The organism is Sulfitobacter sp. W002 (assembly GCF_025142135.1).
GTDB lineage: Bacteria > Pseudomonadota > Alphaproteobacteria > Rhodobacterales > Rhodobacteraceae > Sulfitobacter > Sulfitobacter profundi.
On record NZ_CP081126.1, the window covers coordinates 1,355,630 to 1,381,120 of the forward strand.

The window sequence follows — 25,491 nt, forward strand, 5'->3', positions numbered from 1 at the left end:
GTTAGGGGCGCATTGCCCGGCGCCGACGCCGAAGAGAGCGCCAGCGCCGATACAACCGCACATCCATCGCCGCCACCATGAAACCAAGCGGCAGCATCCAAAAGCCGAGGATCGGCAAGAACCCTAGGATGCCGCCGCAGATCAGCAGCAGGCCGAGCGCAAACCTGAACCCGGGCGGGACCCGCCTTTGGACCCAAGCAAAGAACGGCGCGAACCTGTCCTTCATGCGCTCGGCGAGGGACATCAGTCCTCCATCGCTTCCAATTCGTCGATCATGTCAGAGATCATCGACAGCCCCTTGTCCCAGAAGGCGGGGTCAGAGGCATCAAGCCCGAAGGGGGCCAGAAGCTCCTTGTGGTGTTTCGAGCCGCCTGCTTTCAGCATGTCGAAATACTTCTCTTCAAAGCCTTCCTCGCCCTCGGCGTAGACCGCGTAGAGCGCGTTTACCAGCCCGTCGCCAAAGGCATAGGCATAGACGTAGAAGGGCGAATGCACGAAATGCGGGATATAGGCCCAGAAGGTCTCATAGCCGTCCATATACTCGAATGCTGGCCCAAGGCTCTCGGCCTGAACGCTCATCCACAGCGCGTTGATGTCGTCGGGCGTAAGCTCCCCGCCGCGGCGCGCTTCGTGCAATTTGCACTCGAAATCATAAAAGGCGATCTGGCGCACGACCGTGTTGATCATGTCCTCGACCTTGCCTGCCAGCAGCACCTTACGTTCTGACTGCGTCTTGGCCGTGTCGAGCATTTTGCGGAAGGTAAGCATTTCGCCAAAGACCGAGGCCGTTTCGGCCAATGTCAGCGGGGTCGAGGACAGCATCTCGCCCTGATCGGCGGCCAGCACTTGGTGCACGCCATGGCCCAATTCATGCGCCAGCGTCATCACGTCGCGCGGTTTGCCGAGGTAGTTCAGCATCACATAGGGATGCACGTCGGTCACGGTGGGATGCGCGAAGGCGCCCGGTGCTTTGCCCGGTTTCACACCCGCGTCGATCCAGCCCTTGGTGAAGAACGGCTTGGCCAACTCGCCCATGCGCGGATCAAAGGCGGTATAGGCTTCCATCACGGTCGCTTCGGCCTGCGCCCAGTCGACCACCTTGGGGTCTTCCATCGGCAGCGGCGCGTTGCGGTCCCAGACCTGCATCACATCAAGGCCGAGCCACTTGCGCTTCAGCTCATAGTAGCGGTGGCTCAGCTTCGGATAGGCTTCGACCACGGCGTTGCGCAGCGCTTCGACCACCTCGGGCTCGACATGGTTGCTGAGGTGCCGCCCGGTCTGCGGTGTCTCCATGCCGCGCCAGCGGTCGATGACCTCTTTCTCTTTCACCTGCGTGTTGTGGACGCGGGCGAAGGTGCGGATGTTGCGGCCCAACACATCGGCCAGTTCTCGCGCGCCCGCCTCGCGCTTGCTGCGGTCGGGGTCGGTCAAGAGGTTCAGCGTGCCTTCGATGTTGAGCGTCTCGCCGTCGACTTCGAATTCCAGCCCGGCGATTGTCTCGTCGAACATCCGCTCCCAAGCGTCGCCGACCACGCCGAGGTCGTGCAGAAATTTCTCCATCTCATCCGACAGCTGGTAGGGCTTCATGGCGCGGATGCGGTCGAAGACGGGTTTGTAGCGTGCCAGATCCGGGTTTTCGTCCAAGAGTTTGGCAAGGTGATCGTCGGGTAGCTTGTTCAGTTCCAGCGTGAAAAAGACCAGCGGCGTGGTGTAATCGGTGATTTTCTCTTGGCAGTCAGACATGAATTTGGCCCGGCCTGAGTCCGTCGTCTGTTGGTAATAGCGCAGGCCCGCGTAGGACATGATGCGCCCCGCGACCTGATTGATCTTTTCGTTGCGCAACACACAGTCGAGCAGCCCTTTGGCGTCGAGCGCAGCCAGATTGCCTTGGTAATCAGTGGCAAAACGCGCGCAGGCTTCCTCTAGCCAGTCGAGGTCGCGCTTCAGTTCGGGCGCGTCTTCGGCGGTGTAAAGGTCGCTCAGATCCCATTCCGGCAGATCGCCGAGGTTTTTGCCCCCGGCGCTGGCGTTGGCATCGTGAAGCGGGAAGGGAAGCTGAAACATCGGTGTACCTCATTTGCGTTTCGTCACATCTATGCCTCCGGACGGGCCGGAACAACCTATCCGTAGATGCGCAGCATTTCTTTCAGATCGTCGAGGGTATTGGCCTCTTGCAATGGCTTGTCCTTGCGCCAGCGCAGCATGCGCGGAAATCGCAGGGCGACGCCGGATTTATGACGCGGGCTGGGCTGGATGCCTTCAAAGGCGATCTCGAATACATGATGCGGCGTGACCTGCCGCACGGGGCCAAAGCGTTGCTGCGTGTTCTTGCGCACCCAAGCGGTGATCTGGCGGAATTCGGCATCCGTCAGGCCGGAATAGGCCTTGGTGAAGGGGACCAGATCATTGCCGTTCCAGACTGCAAAGGTGAAATCGGTAAAGAGGTTCGCCCGGCGACCCGAGCCCGATTGCGCATAGATCATCACCGCGTCGATGGTCAGCGGGTCCAGCTTCCATTTCCACCAGTCGCCCTTTTTGCGGCCCGAGAGATAGGGGCTGTCGGCGCGTTTCAGCATCAACCCCTCGGCCTGCGCCTCACGCGCGGTTTCGCGTAAGGAGGCGAGTTGGTCCCAATCGCTGAACTGGTGCTGCGGCGAGAGGCGCACCGGCGCGTCCTCGGGCAGATCGGCGGCGGCTTCTTCCAGCAGGGCGCGGCGCTCGGCGAAAGGGCGGTGGCGGATGTCGTCGCCCTGCCATTCCAGAAGGTCGTAGGCATGCAGCACCACGGGGGCGTCCTTCAAAAGCTTCTTCGGCACCGTCTTGCGGCCGATACGGGCCTGCAAAGCGTTGAAGGATGAGGGGAATTCAGCCCCCGGCTGCCAGACCAGCAACTCGCCGTCGAGCACCGTGCCCGGCGGCAGGTGATCGACGGCGCGGGCAAGCTCGGAGAAACGGTCGGTCATCAGTTCTTCGCCGCGTGACCAGACGAAGTAGTCGCCGTCGCGCAGGATAAGCTGGCCGCGGATGCCGTCCCATTTCCATTCCGCGCGCCAGCCTTCGGGGCTGCCGAGGGCCTCCGGCCCGTCCTCCAGCGCATAGGCGAGGTAGAAAGGGTAGGGGCGCGAGGCGTCTGCGCTGGCGTCTTCGGCCTCGATCAGGCTGTGCCATGTCACGTCATCGGGGTGCCAGTTGCCCATCAGGCGGTGCGCCATTTCCGGCTCAGGACGGCCACTGGCGCGGGACAGGGCGCGGGTCATCAGCTTTTGGCTGATGCCGATGCGAAAGCCGCCGGTGATAAGTTTGTTGAACAGGAACCGCTCGGTGCCGCCAAGCTGTTGCCAAGCCGAAAGGACGAATGCCTTGCGCGCCGCGTCGTCTTCGTCTTTCAGCCCGCGCAGGGCGTTGATCCATGAGGTCAGCGTGCCGGTGTCGTCGTTCTCCACCGGGGGGAGGACCAGCGCGATGGTCTCGGCCAGATCGCCGACGATGGCGTAGCTGTCCTCGAACAGCCACAGCGGCACACCGGACGCCTCTGAGGCCCATTCGCGGAGCTTGGTCGTGGTGACGGCGCGTTTCGGGCGGCGGCCCGAGAAAAGCGCCACGGTCCAAAGACGGTCGTCTTCGGCCGCGGTGGTGAAATACTCGGCCAAGGCGGCGACCTTTACCGTGGTTTTGGTGGTCTGGTCGACGGCATTGAATAGAGCGGCAAAGTCCTTCATTCGCTGTCGCCTCCATCGCTGTCGAACTGGGTCGGGACGACCTGCGCGTTCCAGCCCTCGTCGTTAAGGTAACGCGTGAAGATATCGGTGTAACCATGGGTTACGTATATGTTTTCCGCGCCAGTCTCACGGATGGCCCAAAGCAGCCCATGCCAATCCGCATGGTCCGAGATGACAAATCCACGATCCCCCGCGCGCCGTCTGCGCACCCCGCGCAGCGCCATCCAGCCCGAGGCAAAGGCGCTCTCCTGCGGTCCAAAGCGCCGCGCCCATTGGCTGCCCAAGGCCGAGGGCGGCGCCAGCACCAACGCGCCGGGATGCTCCTTTGGCACCAACTCGGGCGTCACGAGCGTGGTGTCGGGTAGGGTGATGCCCTGTCCGCGCAGCACCGCATTGGTATTTTCCACCGCCGTATGGGTCAGGATGGGGCCGATCGTGGGATCGAGCATCGACAGGAGTCGCTGCGCCTTGCCCAGCGAATAGGCCCCCAGAAAAGCCGTCTTTCCAGTGGCCTTGCAGCCTGCCCACCAGTCGTTAATCTGGCCTGCCACCTCGGCCTGCGGCGCCCAGCGAAAGACCGGCAAGCCAAAGGTGCTCTCGGTAATGAAATGGTGGCACTGGACCGGCTCGAAGGGCTCTGACATGCCATCGTCGATCACCTTGTAATCGCCCGAAGCGACCCAGACCTCGCCCGCGACCTCGACCCGGATCTGCGCGCTGCCGGGCACATGGCCCGCCGGGTGGAAAGACACCATCGCCCCGCCAATCTGGCGCGTTTCGCCATAGGCGATACCCTCAATAATGATATCTCCCAGACGATGGCGCATGACGGGCAGGGCAGCGTGGGTGGCAAGGTAACTGCCCATCCCGTCGCGGGCATGGTCGGCATGGCCATGGGTGATCAATGCCCGGTCAACGGGGCGCCAAGGGTCGATGTAAAAGTCACCGGCGGGGCAATAGATGCCGTTTTCGGTAAAGGTAAGGACGGGTTCACGTGTCATCCCAAGCAATCTAGGCGGCGCGGGCCGATTGCACAGAAAAATGACGCCTGAGGGGGCTTAACCGGTGATATTGCCCAGATAGAGCTTTTCCAAACCGTCGAAGATCGGCTTGCGCAGCTCCGGCCTCTCCAACAGCACCTCATGCTCGCCGCCCGGAACAATCTCTAGCCGCCCGCCTTTCCACTGCGCCATGCGCCTGTGCACCCGGTCGGTTGCGACGATCCGCTCGTTGCTGCCAAGGTAGGTGACGCAGGGAATGTTGGGCGCGGACCGCCCGGCGAGGTGCTTCGTCTCGGCCAGCGCCTCGCGCAGCCAGACAAAACTGGGGCCGCCAAGGCTAAGCTCAGGGTGGGCGGCCAGTTGATCGCGCATCATGTCGTACATCTGTGGGTCGGAGGTCAGCAGGTTGTCCTCGAAAGGAGCGATGGCGGGGTAGGCTTCGATCTTGGTGCCCGGCGGCAAGCGGTGGCCCTGTCCGACCCGGGGCATGAACTGCGCCAAGGACCAAGCAACGGCGCGCAGGTGCGGGACAACATAGATGCCCCACATCGGGCCCGTGAAAGCGACGGCCTGCACCGGCAACCCCTCCATCACGGCGCGCAGCCCGATGCAGCCCCCCATGGAGTGCGCCAGCAGGAAATAGGGCCGCGGCAGGTTCAGGCTGCGCGCAGCACGCAACATCGCGGCAACGTCTTTTTGATAGTCGCTGAAAACATCCACATGGCCGATGCGCGTATCCGGCAGCAGCCGGTCCGACAGGCCCTGACCGCGCCAGTCAATCGCCATGGTGGCAAGGCCGCGCCGCGCGAAGTCGGCGGCGCAAAGCCCGTATTTTTCAATATATTCGGTCCGCCCGGGGAACAGCAGCACCGTGCCGCGCGCCCCGGCGCAGGGCCAATGACCCAGCCTGATCCGCTTGCCATCCGATGTCTCTGCCCAATGGGCTTGGCCCCCCTCGGGGCCGGGGGCGATATCGGTAAAAAGCGGGGCCGGGTCCAGCTGCATCAGCCGAGCACAGCGGCGAGCTTCATCGCCATGCCCATGTCGCCGTCGATCTTGAGCTTACCGGTCATGAAAGCAGAGGTCGGGTTGGTGTCGCCTTCGAGGATCGACTGGAAGGTTTCCGCGTCGGCGCTGAGCGTCACATCCGCTTCTTCGTCAGCGGCGCGTGCGCCATTTTCGTCCATCATCACGGTGCCTTCTCCTTCGATGTCGAACTTGGCTGTGCCGTCAAAATCGCTACCGGCCAGCTTTTCGTTCAGCACCACAACCGCTTCGTTCACAATATCGCTCATCGCTCGCCCTTTTTTGGCATTTGGCCCCGCTACGTCTGGAATTGCGGCGGCAGCCTGTTACATTCAGTTTTGTTATGCGCATCATACCCGTCAACCTCAAACATACCGTTGCGGCAGTTGGTGGCTTTGTGTTGCTTGCGGGCATGGCCGTGGCCGAGGGGGCGCTGCCTGAGCTTATGCAAAAGCTGCGCGAGGCCCCGGCGGCCGAAGCCCCCAGAATCGCCCTTGAGGTCGAAGCGCATTGGCAGCGGTCCGGTTCGGCTGCGATGGATTTGCTGCTGGCGCGAGGGCGCGAAGCGATGGCAAATGGCGACAGCCGGTTGGCGATAGAGCATTTGACCGCGCTGACCGATCACGCCCCCGACTTTGCCGAAGGGTTTCATACGCGGGCGCAGGCCTATTATGGGGCCAACCTCTACGGTCCCGCGCTGGATGATCTGGAGCGGACACTGGCGCTGAACCCCGACAATTATAACGCGATCTTCGGCCTTGCCGTAATGCTGCAGGAGTTTGGAGATCTGGGCCGCGCGGCGGAGCTGTACCGCAAGGCGCTCGCCCTCAACCCGCATCACGAAGACGCCCGGTCGGCCCTTGAAGGGCTGCGCCGGGACGGCATCGGGCGCGAGCTTTAATTCAAGGATAGACAGGTGGCAGGCAACAAGCGCGTCGTGGCCGTTCTCGGCCCGACAAATACCGGCAAGACGACCTATGCAATTGAGCGGATGCTGGCGCATCGGACCGGGGTGATCGGCCTGCCGCTGCGGCTGTTGGCGCGTGAGGTCTATGACCGGACCGTCAAGGCGCGCGGGCCCTCGGTCGTGGCCTTGGTCACCGGCGAAGAGCGGATCGTGCCGCCGCGCACGCAATACTGGGTCTGCACCGTTGAGGCGATGCCGCAAGAGATGGGCGCGGATTTCGTGGCCATCGACGAGATCCAGCTCTGCGCCGACCCCGAGCGCGGCCATGTGTTCACCGACCGTTTGCTGCGGGCGCGTGGCCTGCATGAGACGCTGTTCATGGGCGCCGACACCATGCGCGGGACGATTGCCGCACTGGTGCCGGGCGTCGATTTCATGCGCCGCGACCGGATGAGCGAATTGATCTATTCTGGTCAGAAAAAGATAAGCCGAATGAAGCCGCGCAGCGCGATCGTCGGCTTTTCGGTTGAGAATGTATATGCCATCGCCGAGCTGATCCGCCGCCAAAAGGGCGGTGCCGCGGTGGTGATGGGGGCGCTTTCGCCGCGTACGCGCAATGCGCAGGTAGAGATGTACCAGAACGGAGAAGTCGACTATCTGGTCGCCACCGATGCCATCGGCATGGGGCTTAACCTAGACGTTGATCACGTCGCCTTCTCGGCGCTTTCCAAATTCGACGGGCGTCGCATGCGGCCGCTGGCCCCGAATGAGTTGGCGCAGATCGCGGGCCGGGCAGGGCGCGGGTTCAAGTCCGGCACCTTCGGCACCACCGGCGATGCGCCTGCGCTGGACGATCACGTGGCCCGCGCGATCATGGATCACAACTTTACCCCGCAGAACAAAGTGAACTGGCGCAATCATGCGCTGCAATTCGGCAGTATCGATCGACTGATCCAGACGCTGGAAATGCCGCCCGAGGATGAGCGGCTGGTGCGGGCGCGTGAATCCGATGATCTGCGGGCCTTGAAAGCGCTTGCCCAAGTCGATGAGGTTTTCGCCCGCGCCACTGACGGCGCATCTGTGCGGCTACTTTGGGATGTTTGCCGCATTCCTGACTTTCGCGGCATCAGCCACGCGGAACATGCGGGGCTCTTGGAGACCATTTTCAACGACCTGCACCAGCGCGGATATATTCCCGACGACTGGTTGGCGCGACAAATCAAGAGAATTGATCGAACCGATGGCGACATTGATGCGTTGTCCAAACGACTCGCGTTTATTCGCACATGGACCTACGTTGCGCAGCGCAAAGGCTGGACAAAGGACGAAAGCCATTGGCGCGACACGACGCGTGTCGTAGAAGACCGCTTGTCGGACGCTCTGCATGAGCGTTTGACTCAAAGATTTGTAGATCGGCGCACATCCGTATTGCTGCGCCGGCTTGGACAGAAGGAAGCCATGGTGGCCGATGTAAACGAGACCGGTGAAGTCACCGTTGAAGGTGAATTTGTAGGTAAGCTGGACGGGTTCCGCTTTCGGGTGGACAAGGGCGCGGGCGCGGCCGAGGACAAGACGGTGAAAACCGCCGCATTGCAGGCCTTGGCTCCGCAATTCCATCTGCGTGCCGACCGGTTCTACAACGCACCCGATACCGAGATTGATTTCACCGAACAGGGCGGCCTGATGTGGGGCAGCGCTGCAGTTGGTAAACTGACCGCTGGCAGCGACGCGCTGAAGCCGCAGGTTGAGGTTTTCGTCGACGATATCGCCGGTCCGGAAGTGGCGGAGAAGGTGAAGCGCCGTTTGCAGCACTTCATCGACCGCAAGGTTTCCGCATTGTTCGAGCCGCTGCTGGGGCTGAGCAAGGATGAGACGCTGACTGGCTTGGCCCGTGGCTTTGCCTTCCAACTGGTTGAGAATTTTGGTATTCTGCCGCGCGCCCAAGTGGCCGAGGACGTGAAAGCGCTGGATCAAGACGCCCGCGGTGCTTTGCGTAAACATGGCATCCGCTTTGGCCAGTTCACCATCTTTATGCCGCTGATGCTCAAACCCGCGCCGACCCGTCTGCGCTTGGTGCTATGGTCGCTCAGCAAGGGCCTGAACGAGTTCCCGGAATCCCCCCCTCCCGGTCTGGTGACCATTCCGGTCGAAACCGGCGCGCCCGAAGGGGCCGACACCATGTCGGGCTACCGCAATGCAGGCAAACGCGCGATCCGCATCGATATGCTGGAGCGTTTGGCCGACATGCTGCGTGCCGAGGATTCCCGTGGTGGGTTTGAAGCCAAGCCAGACATGCTGTCGATCACCGGCATGACCCTTGAGCAATTCGCCGACCTGATGGAGGGCTTGGGGTACAAGGCGGAAAAAGACGAGCGGACCAAGGTGAAACCCGTTGATGTCGTGATGCCGAAAGATGGCAGCCATGATGCAATGGACCCCTCTGCCGATACCAACGTGCCCGAAAAGCTCGACAGCGACCTGCCCGGCGATGACGCGGCAGACAAGCCAATCATGGATGTCGCCGCCGAAGAGCCCGCAGGCGGTATCATCGAAACCCCATCGGATGAGACCAACCCCGACGACCGCCCGGCGGACGTGGCCCAGATGCCCGACGATGGCATTGCGCCCATGGCCGATGTGGCGGCGGAAGACCCCGAGGTCGATACCAACATCCCCGAAGTGCCGGCCGAAGAAATCCCGCAGGGCACCGCACCCGACGCCGATGTCGCCGGGCCGGAATTGGAGACCTATTATATCTTCACCTGGGCGCGCAGCCCGCGCGGCAATGCCGGTGGCAACCGCCGCGGGGGGGACCGTCCTCAGGGGCAGGGCAAGCCGCGTGGCAAGCCCGCCAAAGGCAAGGGGCGCAAGCCCGGTGGTGACAAGGGCGGCAAATCGCAAAACTTCTCTGCGCGTCCGCCGCGCAAGGAAAAGCAGATTGACCCCGATAACCCCTTTGCCGCCGCGCTGATGGGGCTGAAGGACGACAAGTAAGTGGTAGCGGGCGCGAAACTGCGGCTGGACAAATGGCTGTGGCACGCCCGCTTTTTCAAGACTCGCTCGCTCGCTGCCGCTCAGGTGGCGGGCGGCGCGGTTCGGATCAACGGGACCCCCACCCAGAAACGTGCTAGCAACGTCGGCCCGGGCGATGTGCTGACCTTCAGCCAGGGCGATCACGTTCGTGTCATCCGGATTGAGGCAATAGGCCAGCGGCGTGGTCCGGCCCCTGAGGCGCAGGCGCTTTATACCGATCTGTCCCCGCCGCAGCCAAAACCAAAGGACAGACAGCCCGAAAATCCCGGTTTTGAGGGAAAGGGCCGCCCGACCAAGCGCGACCGCAGGCAGCTTGATCTTTCTAAGGCACGCCACCTTGAATGATCCCGCGCCCCGGTTTAGCTAGTCCCTCACATACCCAGCCAGAGTTTCCCGCATGACCTATATCGTGAATGACGCCTGCATCGCCTGCAAATACACCGACTGCGTCGAAGTATGTCCGGTGGATTGCTTCTATGAAGGCGAGAACATGCTGGTGATCCACCCCGATGAATGCATCGACTGCGGCGTCTGCGAGCCTGAGTGCCCCGCCGATGCGATCCGCCCGGACACCGAGCCGGACATGGAGAAATGGGTGGAGTTCAACCGCAAGTATTCCGAGCTTTGGCCCGTCATCATCACCAAGAAAGACCCGCTGCCCGAGGCAGAGGAGATGGACGGCAAAGAGGGCAAGATGGAGCTCTTCTCGGAAAAGCCGGGCGAGGGCGGCTGAGGCCCAGCCGATTCGCGCTTTGTTGCCGCTTTGTGACCTCAAGATTTCGGGTTAAACCGCTGGAATGACCGGGAAACCGCCAAGTGGGACTTGGTGTAGCTTTCGGACGGCGTGATTCTGTGCTATGATGTCTTCAAGCTGTAACACACGAGCCTGATAATGTTTCGACCCTGCTGCCAAGGTTGACCTCACATTTCTAAATTAAACGCACCCGAACGCAGACCGCTCAGGCTGCGCTTCGCATGCGTTTTACGTGCTGTTCAGGTGTCTGAGTTAATGGCGGGGCTTCCCCCGCGCGCCAAGGAGCGACCTATATGACCAAATCGAAAAAGCTTGATTTCCGCCCCAATGAATTCGTCGTCTATCCTGCGCATGGCGTGGGGCAGATCATCTCGATTGAGGAGCAGGAAGTTGCCGGCATCGCGCTGGAGCTGTTCGTGATTTCCTTTGAGAAAGACAAGATGACCCTGCGGGTGCCGACCCATAAGGCGACCGAAATCGGCATGCGTGCGCTGTCCACGCCCGACGTGATCAACCACGCGATGAAGACCCTCAAGGGCAAGGCCAAGGTCAAGCGTGCCATGTGGTCCCGCCGCGCGCAGGAGTATGAGCAAAAGATCAACTCCGGCGATCTGATTGCCATTGCCGAGGTGGTGCGCGACCTGCACCGCACCGACGACCAGCGCGAGCAGAGCTATTCCGAGCGTCAGCTTTATGAAGCGGCCCTTGAGCGTCTGACCCGCGAAGTGGCCGCCGTTTCGGGGGGCGACGAACTCGCCGCCGCGAAACAGGTGGGCGATGTGCTGGAAAGCCGCGTCGCCGCTTAAGAGCGCCGCAGGTTGAGATTATGCCGCGTCCCCTAGGGGGCGCGGTTTTTTTGTTAAGGGATGGCCTGCCAGCCGTAGGCCATCATCTGACAGCCGGTTAGCAGGGCGATCTCTGTCACCTGTTGGGTCGCGCCCAGCACATCGCCGGTCTGCCCGCCGATCTTGCGTTTGGCAATCTGGCGCACCACCAGCGCCCCGAGCAGCCCCAAAAGCGCCAAGCGCCATGCTGAATAGTCCGGCGCGACCGCGATCACCACCACGCCAAACAGCACTGCCACCGCCGTCGCCAATTCGCCGGGGCGGCCGGTGCGATCTGACAGCCCATCGCGGCGCACCGTCGGCAGGCTATCCATCACCCAGACCATCGCGGCGCGTGACCCGCAAGAGGCGATGACCAGCGCCCTGATCAGCGCCTCATCGGTGATCAATTCGCTGATCAGATACCAGCGCAGCAACAGCGACAGCACCAGCGCCACCACGCCGTAGGTGCCGATCACGCTGTCTTTCATGATGCGCAGCCGTTTCTCTGCCGTCCAAGCGCCCCAGAACCCATCGGCGCAATCAGCAAGGCCGTCTTCATGCATCGCCCCGCTCAGCATCACCAAGGCGAGCAGCACGAAAGCCGCGGTCAGCGGCGGGGTTGCCCCCATCTGCGTTAACGCCAGCCCCACGGCCCCCGCAATCAGCGCCAGCACAATGCCTACCAGCGGATAGGCCCAAGCGCTGCGGGCCGGGGGGCGCTGCGGCTCGTTCGGGAAGTGGAAATGCGGCAGGGGCAGGCGGGTCAGCAGGGCAAAGGCCACCGCGATGTCACGGGCGCGAAAGGCATGCCTTAGGGTGGTGATGTCGGGAATGGCCATTATTTCGCCCCTTCGGCACTTTCAGCGCCGACAGGCTAAGGCTAGAAACGATTGAATATCAATCCGCAAAGGGCCGCATATGAACACGTCTTTCGCCAGTCTTTCCGAATTTCGCAGCCTTTTGCGCGCGATGCCCGCCTGCGACAGCGCCGCGATGGAAGAGGCGCGCGCCCATGATAGCATCCTCACGAAACCTCCCGGTGCGCTAGGCCGGTTAGAGGAACTGGCGATCTGGTACCGAGGCTGGCGCAGCGGTGCCCGGGCCGAGATTGCAGCGCCTCAGATCATCGTTTTTGCGGGCAACCACGGGGTTGCCGCGCGGGGTGTCTCGGCCTTTCCGGCAGAGGTGACCGCGCAGATGGTGGCGAACTTTCAGCACGGCGGGGCGGCAATCAACCAAATCGCGCGGGTGAATGGGGCGAGCCTTGATGTGGTCCCGCTGTCATTGGACAAGCCGACCAAGGATTTCACCGTTGAGCCCGCGATGGACGAGGATGAATTCCTCGAAGCGCTGCGCGCCGGTTGGGAGGCGGTGAACTCCGAGGCCGATCTTCTGGTTGTGGGCGAGATGGGCATTGCCAACACTACCTCTGCCGCTGCCCTTGCCAGCGCGATCTTGGGCGGCGGGGCCGAATCCTGGACCGGGCGGGGCACCGGGGTGGATGATGCGGGCCTGTCGCTGAAAACCGACGTCGTGGCCGAGGGCGTTGCCCTGCACGCGGACAAGGGCGACGGTTTGGAGAGCCTGCGCCGCCTTGGTGGCCGTGAACTGGCCGCGATGGCCGGGGCCATGGCACGGGCGCGGCAGCTGCGCATTCCGGTGATCCTAGATGGTTTCATCTGCTGCGCCGCCGCGCTTGGCCTCGCGCGCACCACACCGGGCGCGCTGGATCACTGCGTTGCGGGCCACCTCAGCGCGGAAAGCGGCCACCGGCGTCTGCTGGGCGCGATGGGCAAGGAGCCGCTGCTGGAGTTGAACCTGCGGCTCGGCGAAGGCTCTGGCGCGGGCGTGGCGATCGGCATCCTCAAGACCGCCCTTGCCTGCCATGCGGGCATGGCCACCTTTGCCGAAGCGGGCGTCAGCGACGCATAGCGCGGTGCCGGGCAGCCCCCCAGAAAGGGAGCTGGCAGCCCGGTTCAGGCGCTTTCCTTGCCCTTGCTTTCACCCAGATTGAGAAAGGCCGTTTCCAAATCTTTCTGCAATTCTTTCGCCCGAGCGACATAGGCGGCGTTCTGCGAAGGGGGCACATCCGGGCGCCAGAGGGCCGCCAATTCGCGAACCGAGTCCCGGTCATGGGCATAGAATAGCTTTTGCGCCTCATTCGCTTCGAAATCCGAAAGCCCCATGTTTTCCAACACATAGCGCCCGGCCCTGAGGGAGCTGTCGAACATCTCGCGCACGATGTCATTCGACCCGGCCTGATAGTGGCGATAGACCTCTTCGCGGTCGCGGGCACGGCTAACGATATGCAGATTCGGGTTCTCTTTGCGCGCGTAGGAGATCAGAGAGACCGCCGATTTAGGGTCATCAAGGGCCACCACCAAGACGCTGGCGTCTTGCAGCCCCGCTTTGCGCAGGATGTCGGGCCGCGTCGGATCACCCAAAAACCCTTTGAAGCCAAAACGCCGCATGACGGCGATGGTCTCGGGGTTGTGGTCCAACACGACGGTTTGAAAGCCGCTGGCCTGCACCATCCGGTTCACCATCTGCCCAAAGCGCCCCACGCCCGCGATGATCACCGGACCGCTGCTGTCGATCTCATCGGCGATGACGGGGGCGCTGTCGTCGAGGCGTCGGCTGATCAGGTCGTGCAGGATAAACAGCAGCGGCGTGATCAGCATGGTCAGCGCCACCACCAGCAAGAGCGTCTCGCCAATCGGGTCGGGCATGACACCGGTGGCGAGGGAGAAGCTGACCAGCACAAAGCCAAACTCCCCGGCCTGCGCAAGTGCCAGCGTAAACAGCCAGCCATCGCGTCCTTTCAGACGGAACAGGCGGCCCAGCACCATGAGGATCAGCGCTTTGACGATGATCACCAAAAGCGCCATGCAGATCAGGATCAGCGGTTTTTCGAACAGCAGGACAAAGTTGATGCCCGCGCCGACGGTGATGAAAAACAGCCCCAAGAGCAGCCCTTTGAAGGGCTCAAGGTCGGTCTCTAGCTCGTGGCGGAACTCGCTGCTGGCCAAGACCACACCGGCGAGGAAGGCCCCTAGCGCGGGTGAGAGCCCGACCACCGTCATCAGCGAGGAAATCCCCACCACGATCAGCAGCGCCAGTGCCGTGTACATTTCGCGCAGTTTGGCAAGGTGGATATAGCGGAACACGGGCCGGGTCAGGTAGATGCCGACGAGGATGATCGCCGCGACGGCCCCAATGGTCACCAGCGTCACGCCCCAGCCGGGCAGGCTTTGAACAAAGGTCTGCGCGGCATGGGCGGCGTCATTGCCGTGGCTGGCCTCCGCGCTCAGATGCGCGTTCTCGACCTCTTGGGGATCAAGTGAAATCGCCCCGTTGGGCATGATCCCCCCGGCAAGCCCCGTGGCCAGCAGCGGCAGGAAGGCGAGGATGGGGATCACCGCGATATCTTGGGTCAACAGCACCGAGAAGACGGATCTGCCCCCCTGTGTTCGCATCAATCCCTTTTCCGACAGGGTCTGCAATACGATCGCCGTGGAAGAGAGCGCGAGCGTCAGACCAATCGCCAGCGCCACGCGCCACGGCTGGTCATAGGCCATGGCGATGGCCATCAGCGCCGCCGTCGACAGCAGCACCTGCAACCCGCCCAAGCCCAGAAGCCGATGCCGCATGTCCCAGAGCGCACGGGGCTCCAGTTCCAACCCGATGAGGAACAGCATCATCACCACGCCGAACTCCGCGAAATGTTGCACGTCCTTCGTCTCGGACCCGACGAGGCCCAGCACCGGGCCGATCAGAATGCCTGCGGCTAGATAACCCAGCACCGACCCAAGCCCCAATCGCGCGGCAATCGGCACGGCGATCACGGCGGCAGCCAGATAGACGGAGGCTTGGAACAGGAAACCTTCCATTGCGGTCCTCTCTCAATGTCAGGTGGGCAGCGGCCCGTCCTGTTTCAGTTGGTCCATGACAATCTGGCTATGCACCCGGCTAACGGCCTGATGGGGCAGAAGAACGTCGTGAATGAGCCGGTTCAGGCTCGGCAGATCGTCACAATAGACCCTCAGGAGATAGTCCGCATCCCCCGTCATCGTCCAGACGCTCACAATCTCGGGACGGGTGGCCATAAGCCGCGCAAAGCTGGCCGAATGCTCTGGCCCGTGGGTGCCCAGATGCACCTGCACGAAGCCCTGTACATTAAGCCCCATCCGCACCGGATCGAGCCGCGCATGATAGCCGCGAATATAGCCCTCCGCCTCCAACCGCTGCCGCCTGCGCCCGGCTTGGCTGGAGGATAGGTTCAGCTCTTGGCCCAGTTCCTGCGCCGTGAGGTGGGCGTTCTTTTGCAGCGCGGTCAGCAGCCGCCGATCTGTTTCATCCAACATGATGCGCATTTCCCGCATGTTTTATGGGTAATATGCTCTTCTTGCGCGAAAATTACCAGAACCATGCCGCGAAACGCGCAAACAGCGCGGAACGTGCATCGTATCATGGGCCAAATCCCAAAAGCAGAGGAGACTGACATGGGCCCTTTCCCACATGACGCCCCGAAATCGCAGATCACGGCAGAGAACCCCGCCGGCACCGATGGTTTCGAGTTTGTCGAATTTGCCAGCCCCGACCCGCAGGCGCTGCGCGATGTCTTTACCAAAATGGGCTATGCCCATGTCGCCAATCACAAGACGAAAAAGATCGAACTTTGGCAGCAGGGTGACATCACCTATGTGCTGAACCACGACCCCGAAAGCTTTGCCGCGCGTTTCGTCGAAGAGCATGGCCCCTGCGCACCCTCAATGGGTTGGCGCGTGGTCGATGCGCAAAAGGCGTTGGAACATGCGGTCGCCAAGGGGGCCGAGGAATACAAAGGTGACGGCAAGGTGCTGGACGTGCCTGCAATCATGGGCATCGGCGGCTCGCTGATCTATTTCGTTGATCAGTATTACGATACCTCGCCCTACAATTGGGAATACGACTGGATCGCGACATCTAAACCCGAGGGCGTTGGGTTCTACTACCTCGATCACCTCACGCACAACGTCCACAAGGGCAATATGGATGTCTGGTTCAAGTTCTACGGCGATCTGTTCAACTTCCGCGAGATCCGGTTTTTCGACATCGAAGGCAAGTTCACCGGTCTCACCAGCCGGGCGCTGACCTCGCCCTGTGGCCGCATTCGCATCCCGATCAACGAAGACCGCGGCGAGACCGGGCAGATTGTGGCCTATCTGAAGAAATACAACGGCGAAGGCATCCAGCATATCGCCGTGGGCGCGCGCGATATCTATGACGCCACGGATGCGATTGCCGACAACGGGCTCAAATTTATGCCCGGCCCGCCCGAGACCTACTACAAGATGAGCAAGGACCGCGTCACCGGCCACGAAGAGCCGCTGGACCGGATGCAGAAACACGGCATCCTGATCGACGGCGAAGGTGTCGTCGACGGGGGCGAGACGCGCATCCTGTTGCAGATTTTCTCGAAAACGGTCATCGGCCCGATCTTCTTTGAGTTTATCGAGCGCAAGGGGGATGACGGGTTCGGCGAAGGCAACTTCAAAGCGCTGTTTGAGTCGATCGAGCAAGAGCAGATCGACAACGGCGAGCTTGAGACCTCGTAAGCAAAGCACATCCGGGGAGGGGTGAGGGGGCGCTTCGGCGCCCCTTTTTGCGCGCGGTTGCAGGCAGTGGAACCGGCGTTAGTTCGGCATCTTCAGCACGACATTGCGGCCCCGGCGGACATAGCGTAACTCGCTGTCCCCAATCGCAGAGACGCGGCCCCCGTCGATCCGGTCACCCACCTCAACCTTTTGATAGCGCCCATTGCTGAGCCGGACCAAGGCGCGGCGGTTCGACGGTTTGCCGTAGACCCCGATCAGATTGACGTCCCGCAGGTTGATCGCATTCTTCACCGTGGCCTGTTTCGCGACCGAGGTTTTGGACGGAAAGCGCGGCTGCACCGCTTTGGGGGCGACGCTGGCGACCTGTGCGGGGGCCGCATCGCGGGCGGCGCGTTTCACGATCCGGTCAAAATTGCGGGGCCGCGTATCGGGGCGGCGTGATTGGGTGGTGGCCTGTTTCGTGGCGTTCTGGATCGCCGGAGGTGTGGCAAGTGCGGCGGCAACGGCGCCGCTGGTGTCAATCGGATCAACGGTCACTTCGGGCGGGGCGGCAGCGACGAGCGCTTCTTCTGCCTCTTCCTGCACCGACTTTGGCCGCAACTGCGGGCGCAGGCCCGCGAGTTCGGAGCGTGTCAGCCCATCAAGCTGCGCACGTTCGGTGGTTTCTTCCAGATCATCGGGCCGGTTGCGGGGCCGGGCCTCTGCCAAGGCGTTATCGACCTCCGGGGCCACTGGCTCGGCCTCGGGCCGGGTCAGTGTGGCGGGCGGCTCGGCGGAGGGGCGACCGAGGTAGACCAGATGCCCATCGGGGCTGAGCGCCCCCTGCGCCGAGGGTTTGACCAGACCGCGGGCGTCCAGTGCAAACTGTGTGCCTGCCGCTACGGGTGAGCTGACCGCGCCGGGGGCCGTATCGGTGCCAAAGGCATCGACCGAGGGCAGGGCCACGGCATCCGTCGTGCTGCTGATCGGGTCGATGCTGGTGAGGTAAAGATCGTCGATATCAATAGCCGCCGCCGGGGCCGGGGGCACGTCCGGTGCGCGGGCCCAGATGCCGGTGGTGGCATATTTGGCGTCAATCTCGGCCTCGGTCATCTCGGTCAGGGGGCGCGGCTCTGGATCGCGCAGGGCGTCGAGCACGGCACCGTCTTCATCGGTCAGACCGGCGTCCAAAGCGGCGGTTTCAATCGCGTCCGGCTCAGCCGGTTCTGGGGGCAGCACGGCGATTTCTTCGTCGATGCTGGGCGTTTCCGCAGGGGCCAAGGCTTCGGCGGTGCTGCGCGGGCTGCGATCGCCAAAGAGCCGCGAGAGGGCGCTGCCCTCGTCAAGGAAGATCGAGGCCCAAGCGGCGACACCTGCAAGGAAAACCAAGAGCGCCGCCGTCAGGATCAGGCCGAGGAAACGCGGCTTGCCGCCGACTTCGTTGCGGCGACGGGCGCCGAAAACGGTCATTCGATCGGCTTCTGAGGCGGGGGCGGCGGTGGCCGCGGCAGCCGGAGCCGACCGGCGGTCTTTCGATGCCTTGGGCTTGCGACGGCTGAGGAAGGCCCCACCGGAGGAGGGCGCTTCGGGCGTCAGGGAACTGCTGTCGGGCTGGGGGGCTGCGGCCGCTGCCGCGGCGGCGGTGGCTGCCGGTTCGACGGGCATCTGCGGGGCCAGCGGGGCCGCGGCGGGCGAAGGCGCGCCCACGGGCAGCGACGGCATGCTGGGCGCGGGTGCTGGCGATGGTTCCGGTTTCGCGGCGGGCGGAGGCGGCGGTGTCGCGCGGCTCGCACCACCAAGGCTGGGTGCGCTCTCACTCCCGCCACGGCGGCTTGCGAAACCGGCAGCAGGGGCGCTGCGCGATGGCGGGGCAGAGAAATCGACCTTGCGCGAAGGCTCAGACCGCGAGGCGGCGGGCGGCTCGGCCTGAGCCCCTGCCGCTGCGGCCAGTGGCGCGGCGGAGGCCGCAACGCTGCCGCTCGCGGGGGGCGTCGATTGCGGCGCAGTCTCAGCCGGTTCTGCGGCGGGCGCAGGGGTATCCAGCGCGGGCAGATCCTCTTTCAGGGGCGGTGGCGTCTCTTCGGGCGTGGGGGCCAGTTCTGCTTCCGCCGCGGGGGCTGACGCTTCTGATTCCTCTGCCGCAGGGGCCACTGCTGCGTCTAGCGCGGGCAGGTCTTCCTCTAGGGGCGGGGGCGTCTCTTTGGGCGTCGGCTCCAACGCCGCCGGGGGTGTTTCCGGCGATTCCTCGGGGGTGGCCAACTCGGGCAGGTCTTCCTTTGCCGGCGGCGGTGTCTCTTCGGGCGTAGCTGCGAGATCAGGTTCCGCTACGGGTGTATCGGCCACCGGTGTGTCGGCCACCGGTGTGTTGGCCACTGATGTGCCGGCCACGGGCGTCGTCTCATCCGTGTCCACGATCGGTCCCGCAGGCGCGCTCATCACGCCGGAGATCACGATGGGCTCCGCTTCGGGGGTCACGGTTTCGCCGGGGTCCAAAAGCGCCGATGCGGCTTGGGTCATGCCGAAATGCGGCACGCCTACAAACGCCTCGGCGGCAGGAGCGGCGGCAAAGCTGACAGGGTGGAACCGGTGCTCCACCGCAAAGGCTTCGGCCTCTTCCAAGGTCTCGCGGGCCACGGCGGCCACATGGCTTTGCGCGCCTTCGGCGTGGACGTCGAACACCAGATCAGCCACCGGATAGGGCGTGGCCCCCTCAAGCGCCTCAGCCGCCGCGGCACGGCGGGCGGCGGTGTCCATTCCGGCGGTGTCGATGGTAAGGTACTTGATCTGCGCGTCGGGGATCAGCAGCAGGCTGCGCAGCCCACCGGGTTCTAATGCCGTCGCGGTTTTGCGCAAGACCGCCAGTTCCGCCGCCAGATCGGCACTGTCGAGCGCCACTTCACCAACAAGCTGCCAGCCGCCCGATGTGCGGTGGAGCAAACGAATGCCGTCGAACGACAGGGAGAGGGTAAAATTCGGCTTCATCGGGGTCGACTTTAGCATGGGGTCGGGCGCACTTACAGACGCGCCGCAGTCTTCGCGAAGGATAGAGCAGGAGTTCGCCCAAGGGAAGGGTGCGCGCCGCGCAGGTGCTTGTCAGCGGGGGCCCGCAATGGGCAAATGGCGGCGCATTGATGCACGGAAAGGAGCGAACATGCGACTGATGAATTGGGTGGCACTGGCGTGGATGGCGGGGGCGGGGCTGGTCTCGGCTCAGCAGGGGCCGGAAGAGGGGATTATCGTCACCGGCCAAGGCAGCATCGCCGCCGCGCCCGATATGGCGACGATCACGCTGGGCGTGACCGAAGAGGCCGAGACAGCAAAAGCCGCGATGGACAAGGTGACCGAAGCGGTGTCTGCAATCCTGACCCAGCTTGAGGCGCAGGGCATCGCGGCGAAGGACCGTCAGACCAGCCGCTTCTACCTGCGCCCGGTGCATGACCGCCGCCCCGTCGAAAATGGCGCGCCGCCGCGCATCACCGGCTATCAAGCGGGCAATTCGGTGACCGTAAAGGTCCGCGATCTGGACCGGCTTGGTGCGATGATGGACGCGGTGATCGACGAAGGTGCAAATGATTTCAACGGCTTGGACTTTGGTCTTCAAGACCCGAAAGATGCGCTGGCCGAAGCGCGCAAAGCCGCTGTTGCCGATGCTACCGAACGCGCCCGGCAATTGGCCGATGCCGCGGGCGTCAAGCTTGGCACGCTGATCCGCATGACCGAGAATTCGCATTCCCAGCCTAAGATGTTCGAGGCCGCCCGCATGGGCATGGCGATGGACAGCGCTGTGGCCGAGGGCGAGGTCGAGCTGCAGGCCGAGGTCTCCATGACCTTCGCGATTGCGCCGGGGCAGTAAGCCGCCTTGGATGGAAAATCCCCCGCCGAGGTGATCGGCGGGGGCGAAGGTTTAGCTGGTCGCTTTGGTCAGCGCCTGATCCAGATCGGCGATCAGATCGTCGGCGTCTTCGGTCCCGATTGAGATACGCACCACGCCCGGCCCGGCCCCTGCCGCTTCCTGCTGCTCTTGCGTCAGCTGGCGGTGGGTGGTCGATGCCGAGTGGATGATCAGCGAGCGCGTATCGCCCAAGTTCGCCACATGGCTAAAGATTTCAAGGCTGTTGACCAGTTTCACGCAGGCGTCATAACCGCCTTTGACCGCAAAGGTGAAAAGCCCGCCCGCGCCCTTGGGGCAGACCTTTTGCATCCGCTCGTGATAGGGCGAGGATTTCAGCCCGGCGTAGGTGACGGAATCAACGCGGTCGTCCTGTTCGAGCCATTCGGCGACCTTGACCGCATTTTGCACATGCCGGTCCATCCGCAATGACAGGGTTTCGATCCCCATCAGCGTGTAATGCGCCGCCTGTGGGTTCATCGTCATGCCCAGATCGCGCAGCCCGATGGCGATGCCGTGGAAGGTGAAGGCCATAGCGCCGAAGGTCTCGTGGAACTTCATCCCGTGATAGGCCTCCTCGGGCTGGCTGAGCGAGGGGAATTTGTCATTCGCGGACCAGTCGAATTTGCCCGAATCCACGACGCAGCCGCCCATAACGGTGCCGTTGCCGGTGAGGTATTTGGTGGTGGAATGCACCACCAGCGTCGCGCCGTGTTCAATAGGGCGGCAGAGGTAGGGCGTGGCGCTGGTGTTGTCGATAATCAGCGGAATGCCCGCCGCATCGGCCACATCGGCAATGGCGCGCACATCCATGATATAGCCGCCGGGGTTGGCGATGGCCTCGCCAAAGACCGCGCGGGTGTCGTCGTCGATCGCATCGGCAACGGCCTGCGGATCGTCGAAATCAACAAACTTGCAGGACCAGCCAAAGCGTTTGATCGTATGGCTAAATTGCGTGACCGTGCCGCCATACAGACGAGTGGAGGCGACGATATTCTTGCCCGGCCCCATCAGCGGGAACAGCGCCATGATCTGCGCCGCGTGACCCGAGGAGCAGCAGACTGCCCCCACACCGCCTTCGAGCGTGGCGATACGCTCTTGCAGGACGGCGTTGGTGGGGTTGGTCAGGCGCGAATAGATATAGCCGACTTCTTGCAGGTTAAAGAGCGCCGCCGCGTGGTCGGCATCGCGAAAGACATAGGCCGTGGTCTGGTAGATCGGCGTTTGCCGCGCACCGGTGGCCGGGTCGGGCGTGGCGCCTGCGTGAATCTGCAATGTATCAAATTGATGTTTGGGGCTATCGGCCATTGGTCTGTCCTCTCAGAAAAATGGATTTCGCGCAGCCTAGGCGCAAAGAACCGTTCAGACAACGGGGGACAGATCGCTCAGCGCATCCAAAAGCCGTTGGATTTGATCCGGTTGCGGATCGCCTGTTCGCGGCGCGGCAGGTTGTTTTGATCAAAGAGCGCGCGCACCTTGGCGCCGCGCCCCTGATAGACCATCCGCTTGATCGGATCGCGTTGTTTGAGCAGCTTTTTCATCTGGTTGGGGGCGGTGATGGCCTCTAGCATCTCAATCGCATGGTCGCTTTCGCGGGCATAGAGCAGCGGCAGAAACCGGTAGTGGCAGGTCACCGAGCCATCCAGCAAGCCAGAGGGCAGGGCGTCCCGCCCACCGCCGAGGGCGTGGATCACCAGCGGCAGCACGATCTGGTCGAGCCATGGGTCAAAGCTCTGCGCGCAAAGCTCCACAGGAGGATCATCGCGTACCGCCAGCGCGTAGCGCAGAAACAGCGCGCCAAATTCGCGCGGGCAGCGGTAGTAGAAGAAACCGGCGTTAAAATAGAGATAACGGCGCCAATATTCATCCGGCTGGCTCAGGTCGAGGCTGCTGGCAAAGTCGAGGTCGAACTTGTCGTAAAGCGACTTCCAAAGCGCGGTATAGCCCGGCCCGTAAAGCTGCGGCTCGGGCCATGTCCCTTCGCGCCGCAGGGAGGCCGAGGGCCGGTCGAAATCAAAAGGCACGGCGGTTAGATCGCCGGTGATCAGCGTGTCTGTGTCAAAGAAAACAAAGGGTTCACCCGCGGGTAGGGCGCTGAGCATCTCGATTTTGTTGCCATAGGGATAGGGGCTGCCGAAATGTTGGCTCTCGAAGGGGATGAACTCTGCCCCGAGGTCGGTCAGCGCCTCACGCATCGCGGTGTCGGTGATGCGCGGGTCGTTGTCCCAAAGTGGTCCGGGCTGCGGCTCGGCGATCAGCAGGCGGCCTTGGAACTGCGGGCAGGAATGGCGCAGGGAGGCGGCAAAAAGCAACGCTTCATAGGCCAGCCGGCCCTGCTGCCCCACGATTACGACGTTGAAAGTTTGCGGGATACGCGAATTGCGTGTCATACTTCGGCAAGGCCTTTTGGTTTTCGGCCAGTATAGAGGCAGGCGTCTCTTGGCAAAAGCCAGCAATTTGAGCGGCCTGCGGGAGGGTTCGGAATGTTCGATTTTGTCTTCGCCGTGATCGCGATCAGCCTTGGCGGACCAGCCGCCCCTTTGGACGGGGTTGGCCGACCGGATGCGCCGATGCCGGTGCAGGCCCCGGCGCGGCCCGCAGCACCGGCCAGTCCGGCGGCGCCTCTCGCACCCGCAGAACCGCCGCGGGCATTTCACATGGCTGCCGTGCCCCCCGGATTGGCTGCCGAAGATCAAACCCCCTCGGGCCGGTTCACAACTGCCGCAGAGGTGAAGCCGATCCTGAACGCGACGCGCGGCAATTGGATCGCGGTGCGGCAGTATAACGGGCAGGACCTCGTCTACGTCACCCATCTGTGGAGCTGGCGCTGCGGGCTGGCCGCGATGGCGGTCGCGGTCAACGACGCGCCGATGCAGAATTGGCCGATGCCCCCCTGCCACGAGGCGCTGCCTTCGCCCAATGCGATTCTGGATGATGATCCGCAGCCGTATCTGACATTCGACCTCGGGTCTGTTCAGACGGTTCGGGTTCAGTTGGTATACGACGATTTGAGCATGGAGCTTGAGGCGTTTTTGCGGGGGGACGTGCTGATCCCGTGAGGCGGGTACGTTGCCGTCGCGTACAGGATAAATCCGACGCCACGACCGTAGCGGTGGCGTAAATCAGTGCCATCTAAGGAGGAGAAAGTGGTGGGCGACCCTGGAATCGAACCAGGCGTGCGTCTCCGCGAGGGAGTTACAGTCCCCTGCCACACCTTGCGGCCTGTCGCCCACTTTGTCCTGTGCATTGCACCTGACGTGGGGGCGTGATTACAAGCGACCCAAAGAAGCGTCAAGGCGAATTCCTGAGAAATGTCGGGGAAATCGCACGAAAGGATAAAGAGATGAAGAAACCCAAATGGGTCGTGCAAAAAGAGCAGGACAAGAAGGCCGAAGCGGCGCAGACGGTCTGGCTTTTTGGCCTGCATGCGGTGCGCGATGCGCTGATGAACCCGAACCGCGAAAAACTGCAGCTGATGGTCACGCCGAATGCCCAAGCCAAGCTGGAGGATGCCATCGCAGAGGCGGGAATCACGCCGCAGGTCGTCGACCCGCGCAAGTTCCGCCCGCCGCTCGATCCCAACTCCGTCCACCAAGGCGCGGTGCTGGAGGTGAAGCCTCTGAACTGGGGCCGGTTGGAGGATGTCGCCATCGGTGATTCCGCGCCGCGGCTGCTGTTGCTCGACCGGGTGACCGATCCGCACAACGTCGGCGCGATTCTCCGCTCGGCTGAAGTCTTGGGCGCTTCGGCGGTCATCGGCACCAAGCACCACTCTGCGCCCGAGACCGGCGCGCTGGCCAAGACCGCCAGCGGCGCGTTGGAGCGTCAGCCCTATCTGCGGGTGCGCAACCTCGCTGATGCGATCCGGGCCCTGCAGGATATGGGGTATCTGGTGCTGGGGCTGGATGGGGAGGCCACGCAGACCATCGAGGGCGCCGTAGAGGGCCGCCGTGACCGCCCTGTGGCGCTGGTTCTGGGGGCCGAGGGGCCGGGGCTGCGGGAGAAGACCCGCGAGACCGTGGATGCGCTGGTGCGGATCGATGCGGCTGGCGGATTTGGGTCGCTTAATGTCTCTAACGCCGCGGCGATTGCGCTTTATGCCAGCCGGGTCGGGGGCTGAGAATCGGCAAGAACTGGCTCAAAACCGGGCAGGGGGCGGGGCGACAGGGTCCGGCCCCTTTGAAAACGGCCAAGGGTTCCTAAATTTAAAGGTGACCGCAGGCCCGGAACGCCTGCCGGCCACCTACTGTCCCTCGTTCCGTACCTTACGCCCCGTGTTCGTCATGGGGCGTTTTTTTATGTCGTGGTGGACGCGAGATACACAAAAGCCGCCCCGAGGGGCGGCTTTGCGTTTCCTACGGAGTGGTAGGATCAACCTGGAGCGGGCGAGGCGATTCGAACGCCCGACCCTAACCTTGGCAAGGTTATGCTCTACCCCTGAGCTACGCCCGCATCCGGTTGGTGAGGGGGGAATACCCATTCGCGCGGGGGGCTGCAAGAGGTAAAATGCGGCGGCTTGGCCGGGTCCATGCGATTTTTCTGGCATTCGTCACGGGCCTGAAAAACACAAAGGGCCGCATCCGAGGATGCGACCCTGTGAAGACCAGATGGAGCGGGCGAGGCGATTCGAACGCCCGACCCTAACCTTGGCAAGGTTATGCTCTACCCCTGAGCTACGCCCGCTTACCGTCTGGTGAGGGCGAAATACCCATTGGCGCGGGGGGCTTCAAGAGAGAAATGTGGTTTTTGGCGGAAAAAA

Annotated in this window: 22 protein-coding genes and 3 tRNA genes; 10 read left to right on the plus strand and 15 right to left on the minus strand. The window is 63.0% G+C overall.

The window, feature by feature from the left end; translation table 11 throughout:
• Nucleotide 1: 1 nt before the first annotated feature.
• The 6 genes from K3758_RS06725 to K3758_RS06750 are packed head-to-tail and all read right to left on the minus strand — an operon-like array spanning nt 2 to nt 6,015.
• Nucleotides 2–244 (minus strand): hypothetical protein, encoded by a 243-nt coding sequence (locus K3758_RS06725; RefSeq protein ID WP_254693967.1) that lies wholly within the window; start codon nt 242–244, stop codon nt 2–4.
• A complete protein-coding gene (locus tag K3758_RS06730; protein WP_259949012.1) occupies nt 244–2,064 on the minus strand; it encodes a M3 family oligoendopeptidase in 1,821 nt (606 codons plus the stop codon). Before K3758_RS06730 ends, K3758_RS06725 begins: the two co-directional genes overlap by 1 nt.
• Before the next feature lie 56 nt (nt 2,065–2,120).
• Nucleotides 2,121–3,719 carry an ATP-dependent DNA ligase gene (locus K3758_RS06735; protein WP_259949015.1) on the minus strand — a complete coding sequence of 533 codons (1,599 nt, stop codon included), beginning with the start codon at nt 3,717–3,719 and terminating at the stop codon, nt 2,121–2,123.
• Nucleotides 3,716–4,720, minus strand: a complete 1,005-nt coding sequence (locus K3758_RS06740; RefSeq protein WP_259949018.1) for a ligase-associated DNA damage response exonuclease — start codon at nt 4,718–4,720, stop codon at nt 3,716–3,718. Before K3758_RS06740 ends, K3758_RS06735 begins: the two co-directional genes overlap by 4 nt.
• A gap of 57 nt (nt 4,721–4,777) precedes the next feature.
• Nucleotides 4,778–5,725: an alpha/beta fold hydrolase gene (locus tag K3758_RS06745; protein ID WP_259949020.1), complete on the minus strand. Its 948-nt coding sequence runs from the start codon at nt 5,723–5,725 to the stop codon at nt 4,778–4,780.
• Nucleotides 5,725–6,015 carry an SCP2 sterol-binding domain-containing protein gene (locus tag K3758_RS06750; protein WP_067262473.1) on the minus strand — a complete coding sequence of 97 codons (291 nt, stop codon included), beginning with the start codon at nt 6,013–6,015 and terminating at the stop codon, nt 5,725–5,727. Before K3758_RS06750 ends, K3758_RS06745 begins: the two co-directional genes overlap by 1 nt.
• A 74-nt stretch (nt 6,016–6,089) precedes the next feature.
• On the opposite strand from K3758_RS06750, the gene K3758_RS06755 reads away from it, so the two are divergent.
• From K3758_RS06755 to K3758_RS06775, 5 genes are all read left to right on the plus strand, one after another.
• On the plus strand, nt 6,090–6,647 hold the full coding sequence (locus K3758_RS06755) for a tetratricopeptide repeat protein (protein ID WP_259949034.1): 558 nt from the start codon (nt 6,090–6,092) through the stop codon (nt 6,645–6,647).
• Between the two features lie 15 nt (nt 6,648–6,662).
• Complete coding sequence (locus tag K3758_RS06760) at nt 6,663–9,647, plus strand: helicase-related protein (protein WP_259949036.1); 2,985 nt, start codon at nt 6,663–6,665, stop codon at nt 9,645–9,647.
• On the plus strand, nt 9,648–10,031 hold the full coding sequence (locus tag K3758_RS06765) for an RNA-binding S4 domain-containing protein (protein ID WP_259949038.1): 384 nt from the start codon (nt 9,648–9,650) through the stop codon (nt 10,029–10,031).
• Nucleotides 10,032–10,083: 52 nt separating this feature from the next.
• Entirely contained in the window at nt 10,084–10,419 is a 336-nt protein-coding gene (gene fdxA / locus K3758_RS06770) for a ferredoxin FdxA (protein ID WP_067262482.1), read from the plus strand.
• Nucleotides 10,420–10,733: 314 nt separating this feature from the next.
• A complete protein-coding gene (locus K3758_RS06775; RefSeq protein WP_259949049.1) occupies nt 10,734–11,246 on the plus strand; it encodes a CarD family transcriptional regulator in 513 nt (170 codons plus the stop codon).
• Nucleotides 11,247–11,299: 53 nt separating this feature from the next.
• Here the strand turns inward: K3758_RS06775 and cobS are convergent, their stop codons facing one another.
• Nucleotides 11,300–12,106 (minus strand): adenosylcobinamide-GDP ribazoletransferase, encoded by an 807-nt coding sequence (cobS, locus tag K3758_RS06780; RefSeq protein ID WP_259949052.1) that lies wholly within the window; start codon nt 12,104–12,106, stop codon nt 11,300–11,302.
• Nucleotides 12,107–12,185: 79 nt separating this feature from the next.
• On the opposite strand from cobS, the gene cobT reads away from it, so the two are divergent.
• Entirely contained in the window at nt 12,186–13,199 is a 1,014-nt protein-coding gene (gene cobT, locus K3758_RS06785; protein WP_259949054.1) for a nicotinate-nucleotide--dimethylbenzimidazole phosphoribosyltransferase, read from the plus strand.
• A gap of 44 nt (nt 13,200–13,243) precedes the next feature.
• Here cobT and K3758_RS06790 read toward each other — a convergent pair whose 3' ends face one another.
• The gene (locus K3758_RS06790) at nt 13,244–15,157 is read right to left on the minus strand and encodes a monovalent cation:proton antiporter-2 (CPA2) family protein (RefSeq protein ID WP_259949057.1); all 1,914 of its coding nucleotides are present in this window, start codon (nt 15,155–15,157) and stop codon (nt 13,244–13,246) included.
• A gap of 18 nt (nt 15,158–15,175) precedes the next feature.
• A complete protein-coding gene (locus tag K3758_RS06795) occupies nt 15,176–15,631 on the minus strand; it encodes an Lrp/AsnC family transcriptional regulator (RefSeq protein ID WP_067626139.1) in 456 nt (151 codons plus the stop codon).
• Nucleotides 15,632–15,769: 138 nt separating this feature from the next.
• Here K3758_RS06795 and hppD point away from each other — a divergent pair, with 138 nt between their 5' ends.
• On the plus strand, nt 15,770–16,864 hold the full coding sequence (hppD, locus tag K3758_RS06800) for a 4-hydroxyphenylpyruvate dioxygenase (RefSeq protein ID WP_067626134.1): 1,095 nt from the start codon (nt 15,770–15,772) through the stop codon (nt 16,862–16,864).
• A gap of 78 nt (nt 16,865–16,942) precedes the next feature.
• On the opposite strand, the gene K3758_RS06805 is transcribed toward hppD, so the two are convergent.
• Nucleotides 16,943–19,843, minus strand: a complete 2,901-nt coding sequence (locus tag K3758_RS06805) for a hypothetical protein (protein WP_259949064.1) — start codon at nt 19,841–19,843, stop codon at nt 16,943–16,945.
• A 151-nt stretch (nt 19,844–19,994) separates the two neighbouring features.
• Here K3758_RS06805 and K3758_RS06810 point away from each other — a divergent pair, with 151 nt between their 5' ends.
• Nucleotides 19,995–20,696: an SIMPL domain-containing protein gene (locus K3758_RS06810; RefSeq protein ID WP_259949067.1), complete on the plus strand. Its 702-nt coding sequence runs from the start codon at nt 19,995–19,997 to the stop codon at nt 20,694–20,696.
• 51 nt (nt 20,697–20,747) lie between these two features.
• Here K3758_RS06810 and K3758_RS06815 read toward each other — a convergent pair whose 3' ends face one another.
• Complete coding sequence (locus K3758_RS06815; RefSeq protein WP_259949070.1) at nt 20,748–22,040, minus strand: O-acetylhomoserine aminocarboxypropyltransferase/cysteine synthase family protein; 1,293 nt, start codon at nt 22,038–22,040, stop codon at nt 20,748–20,750.
• Between the two features lie 77 nt (nt 22,041–22,117).
• Nucleotides 22,118–23,122: a hypothetical protein gene (locus tag K3758_RS06820; protein WP_259949072.1), complete on the minus strand. Its 1,005-nt coding sequence runs from the start codon at nt 23,120–23,122 to the stop codon at nt 22,118–22,120.
• A gap of 93 nt (nt 23,123–23,215) precedes the next feature.
• Between K3758_RS06820 and K3758_RS06825 the strand changes: the two genes are divergently transcribed.
• Complete coding sequence (locus K3758_RS06825; RefSeq protein WP_259949075.1) at nt 23,216–23,791, plus strand: hypothetical protein; 576 nt, start codon at nt 23,216–23,218, stop codon at nt 23,789–23,791.
• A gap of 88 nt (nt 23,792–23,879) precedes the next feature.
• Here the strand turns inward: K3758_RS06825 and K3758_RS06830 are convergent.
• A tRNA-Tyr gene (locus tag K3758_RS06830) sits at nt 23,880–23,963 on the minus strand.
• Nucleotides 23,964–24,075: 112 nt separating this feature from the next.
• On the opposite strand from K3758_RS06830, the gene rlmB reads away from it, so the two are divergent.
• Complete coding sequence (gene rlmB, locus K3758_RS06835; RefSeq protein WP_067626569.1) at nt 24,076–24,852, plus strand: 23S rRNA (guanosine(2251)-2'-O)-methyltransferase RlmB; 777 nt, start codon at nt 24,076–24,078, stop codon at nt 24,850–24,852.
• A 257-nt stretch (nt 24,853–25,109) separates the two neighbouring features.
• On the opposite strand, the gene K3758_RS06840 is transcribed toward rlmB, so the two are convergent.
• Both K3758_RS06840 and K3758_RS06845 read right to left on the minus strand, forming a co-directional pair.
• Nucleotides 25,110–25,184, minus strand: a tRNA-Gly gene (locus K3758_RS06840).
• A gap of 156 nt (nt 25,185–25,340) precedes the next feature.
• A tRNA-Gly gene (locus K3758_RS06845) sits at nt 25,341–25,415 on the minus strand.
• Nucleotides 25,416–25,491: the final 76 nt, after the last annotated feature.

Bases quoted from the DNA above. Each gene is read 5' to 3' on its own strand.
- cobT (WP_259949054.1), top strand. From the start codon at position 12,186: ATGAACACGTCTTTCGCCAGTCTTTCCGAATTTCGCAGCCTTTTGCGC.
- K3758_RS06810 (WP_259949067.1), top strand. From the start codon at position 19,995: ATGCGACTGATGAATTGGGTGGCACTGGCGTGGATGGCGGGGGCGGGG.
- K3758_RS06755 (WP_259949034.1), top strand. From the start codon at position 6,090: ATGCGCATCATACCCGTCAACCTCAAACATACCGTTGCGGCAGTTGGT.
- K3758_RS06790 (WP_259949057.1), bottom strand. From the start codon at position 15,157: ATGGAAGGTTTCCTGTTCCAAGCCTCCGTCTATCTGGCTGCCGCCGTG.
- K3758_RS06725 (WP_254693967.1), bottom strand. From the start codon at position 244: ATGTCCCTCGCCGAGCGCATGAAGGACAGGTTCGCGCCGTTCTTTGCT.
- K3758_RS06795 (WP_067626139.1), bottom strand. From the start codon at position 15,631: ATGTTGGATGAAACAGATCGGCGGCTGCTGACCGCGCTGCAAAAGAAC.
- K3758_RS06805 (WP_259949064.1), bottom strand. From the start codon at position 19,843: ATGCTAAAGTCGACCCCGATGAAGCCGAATTTTACCCTCTCCCTGTCG.
- K3758_RS06820 (WP_259949072.1), bottom strand. From the start codon at position 23,122: ATGACACGCAATTCGCGTATCCCGCAAACTTTCAACGTCGTAATCGTG.
- fdxA (WP_067262482.1), top strand. From the start codon at position 10,084: ATGACCTATATCGTGAATGACGCCTGCATCGCCTGCAAATACACCGAC.
- K3758_RS06750 (WP_067262473.1), bottom strand. From the start codon at position 6,015: ATGAGCGATATTGTGAACGAAGCGGTTGTGGTGCTGAACGAAAAGCTG.
- K3758_RS06730 (WP_259949012.1), bottom strand. From the start codon at position 2,064: ATGTTTCAGCTTCCCTTCCCGCTTCACGATGCCAACGCCAGCGCCGGG.
- K3758_RS06735 (WP_259949015.1), bottom strand. From the start codon at position 3,719: ATGAAGGACTTTGCCGCTCTATTCAATGCCGTCGACCAGACCACCAAA.
- K3758_RS06775 (WP_259949049.1), top strand. From the start codon at position 10,734: ATGACCAAATCGAAAAAGCTTGATTTCCGCCCCAATGAATTCGTCGTC.
- K3758_RS06745 (WP_259949020.1), bottom strand. From the start codon at position 5,725: ATGCAGCTGGACCCGGCCCCGCTTTTTACCGATATCGCCCCCGGCCCC.
- K3758_RS06815 (WP_259949070.1), bottom strand. From the start codon at position 22,040: ATGGCCGATAGCCCCAAACATCAATTTGATACATTGCAGATTCACGCA.
- rlmB (WP_067626569.1), top strand. From the start codon at position 24,076: ATGAAGAAACCCAAATGGGTCGTGCAAAAAGAGCAGGACAAGAAGGCC.
- hppD (WP_067626134.1), top strand. From the start codon at position 15,770: ATGGGCCCTTTCCCACATGACGCCCCGAAATCGCAGATCACGGCAGAG.
- K3758_RS06825 (WP_259949075.1), top strand. From the start codon at position 23,216: ATGTTCGATTTTGTCTTCGCCGTGATCGCGATCAGCCTTGGCGGACCA.
- cobS (WP_259949052.1), bottom strand. From the start codon at position 12,106: ATGGCCATTCCCGACATCACCACCCTAAGGCATGCCTTTCGCGCCCGT.
- K3758_RS06740 (WP_259949018.1), bottom strand. From the start codon at position 4,720: ATGACACGTGAACCCGTCCTTACCTTTACCGAAAACGGCATCTATTGC.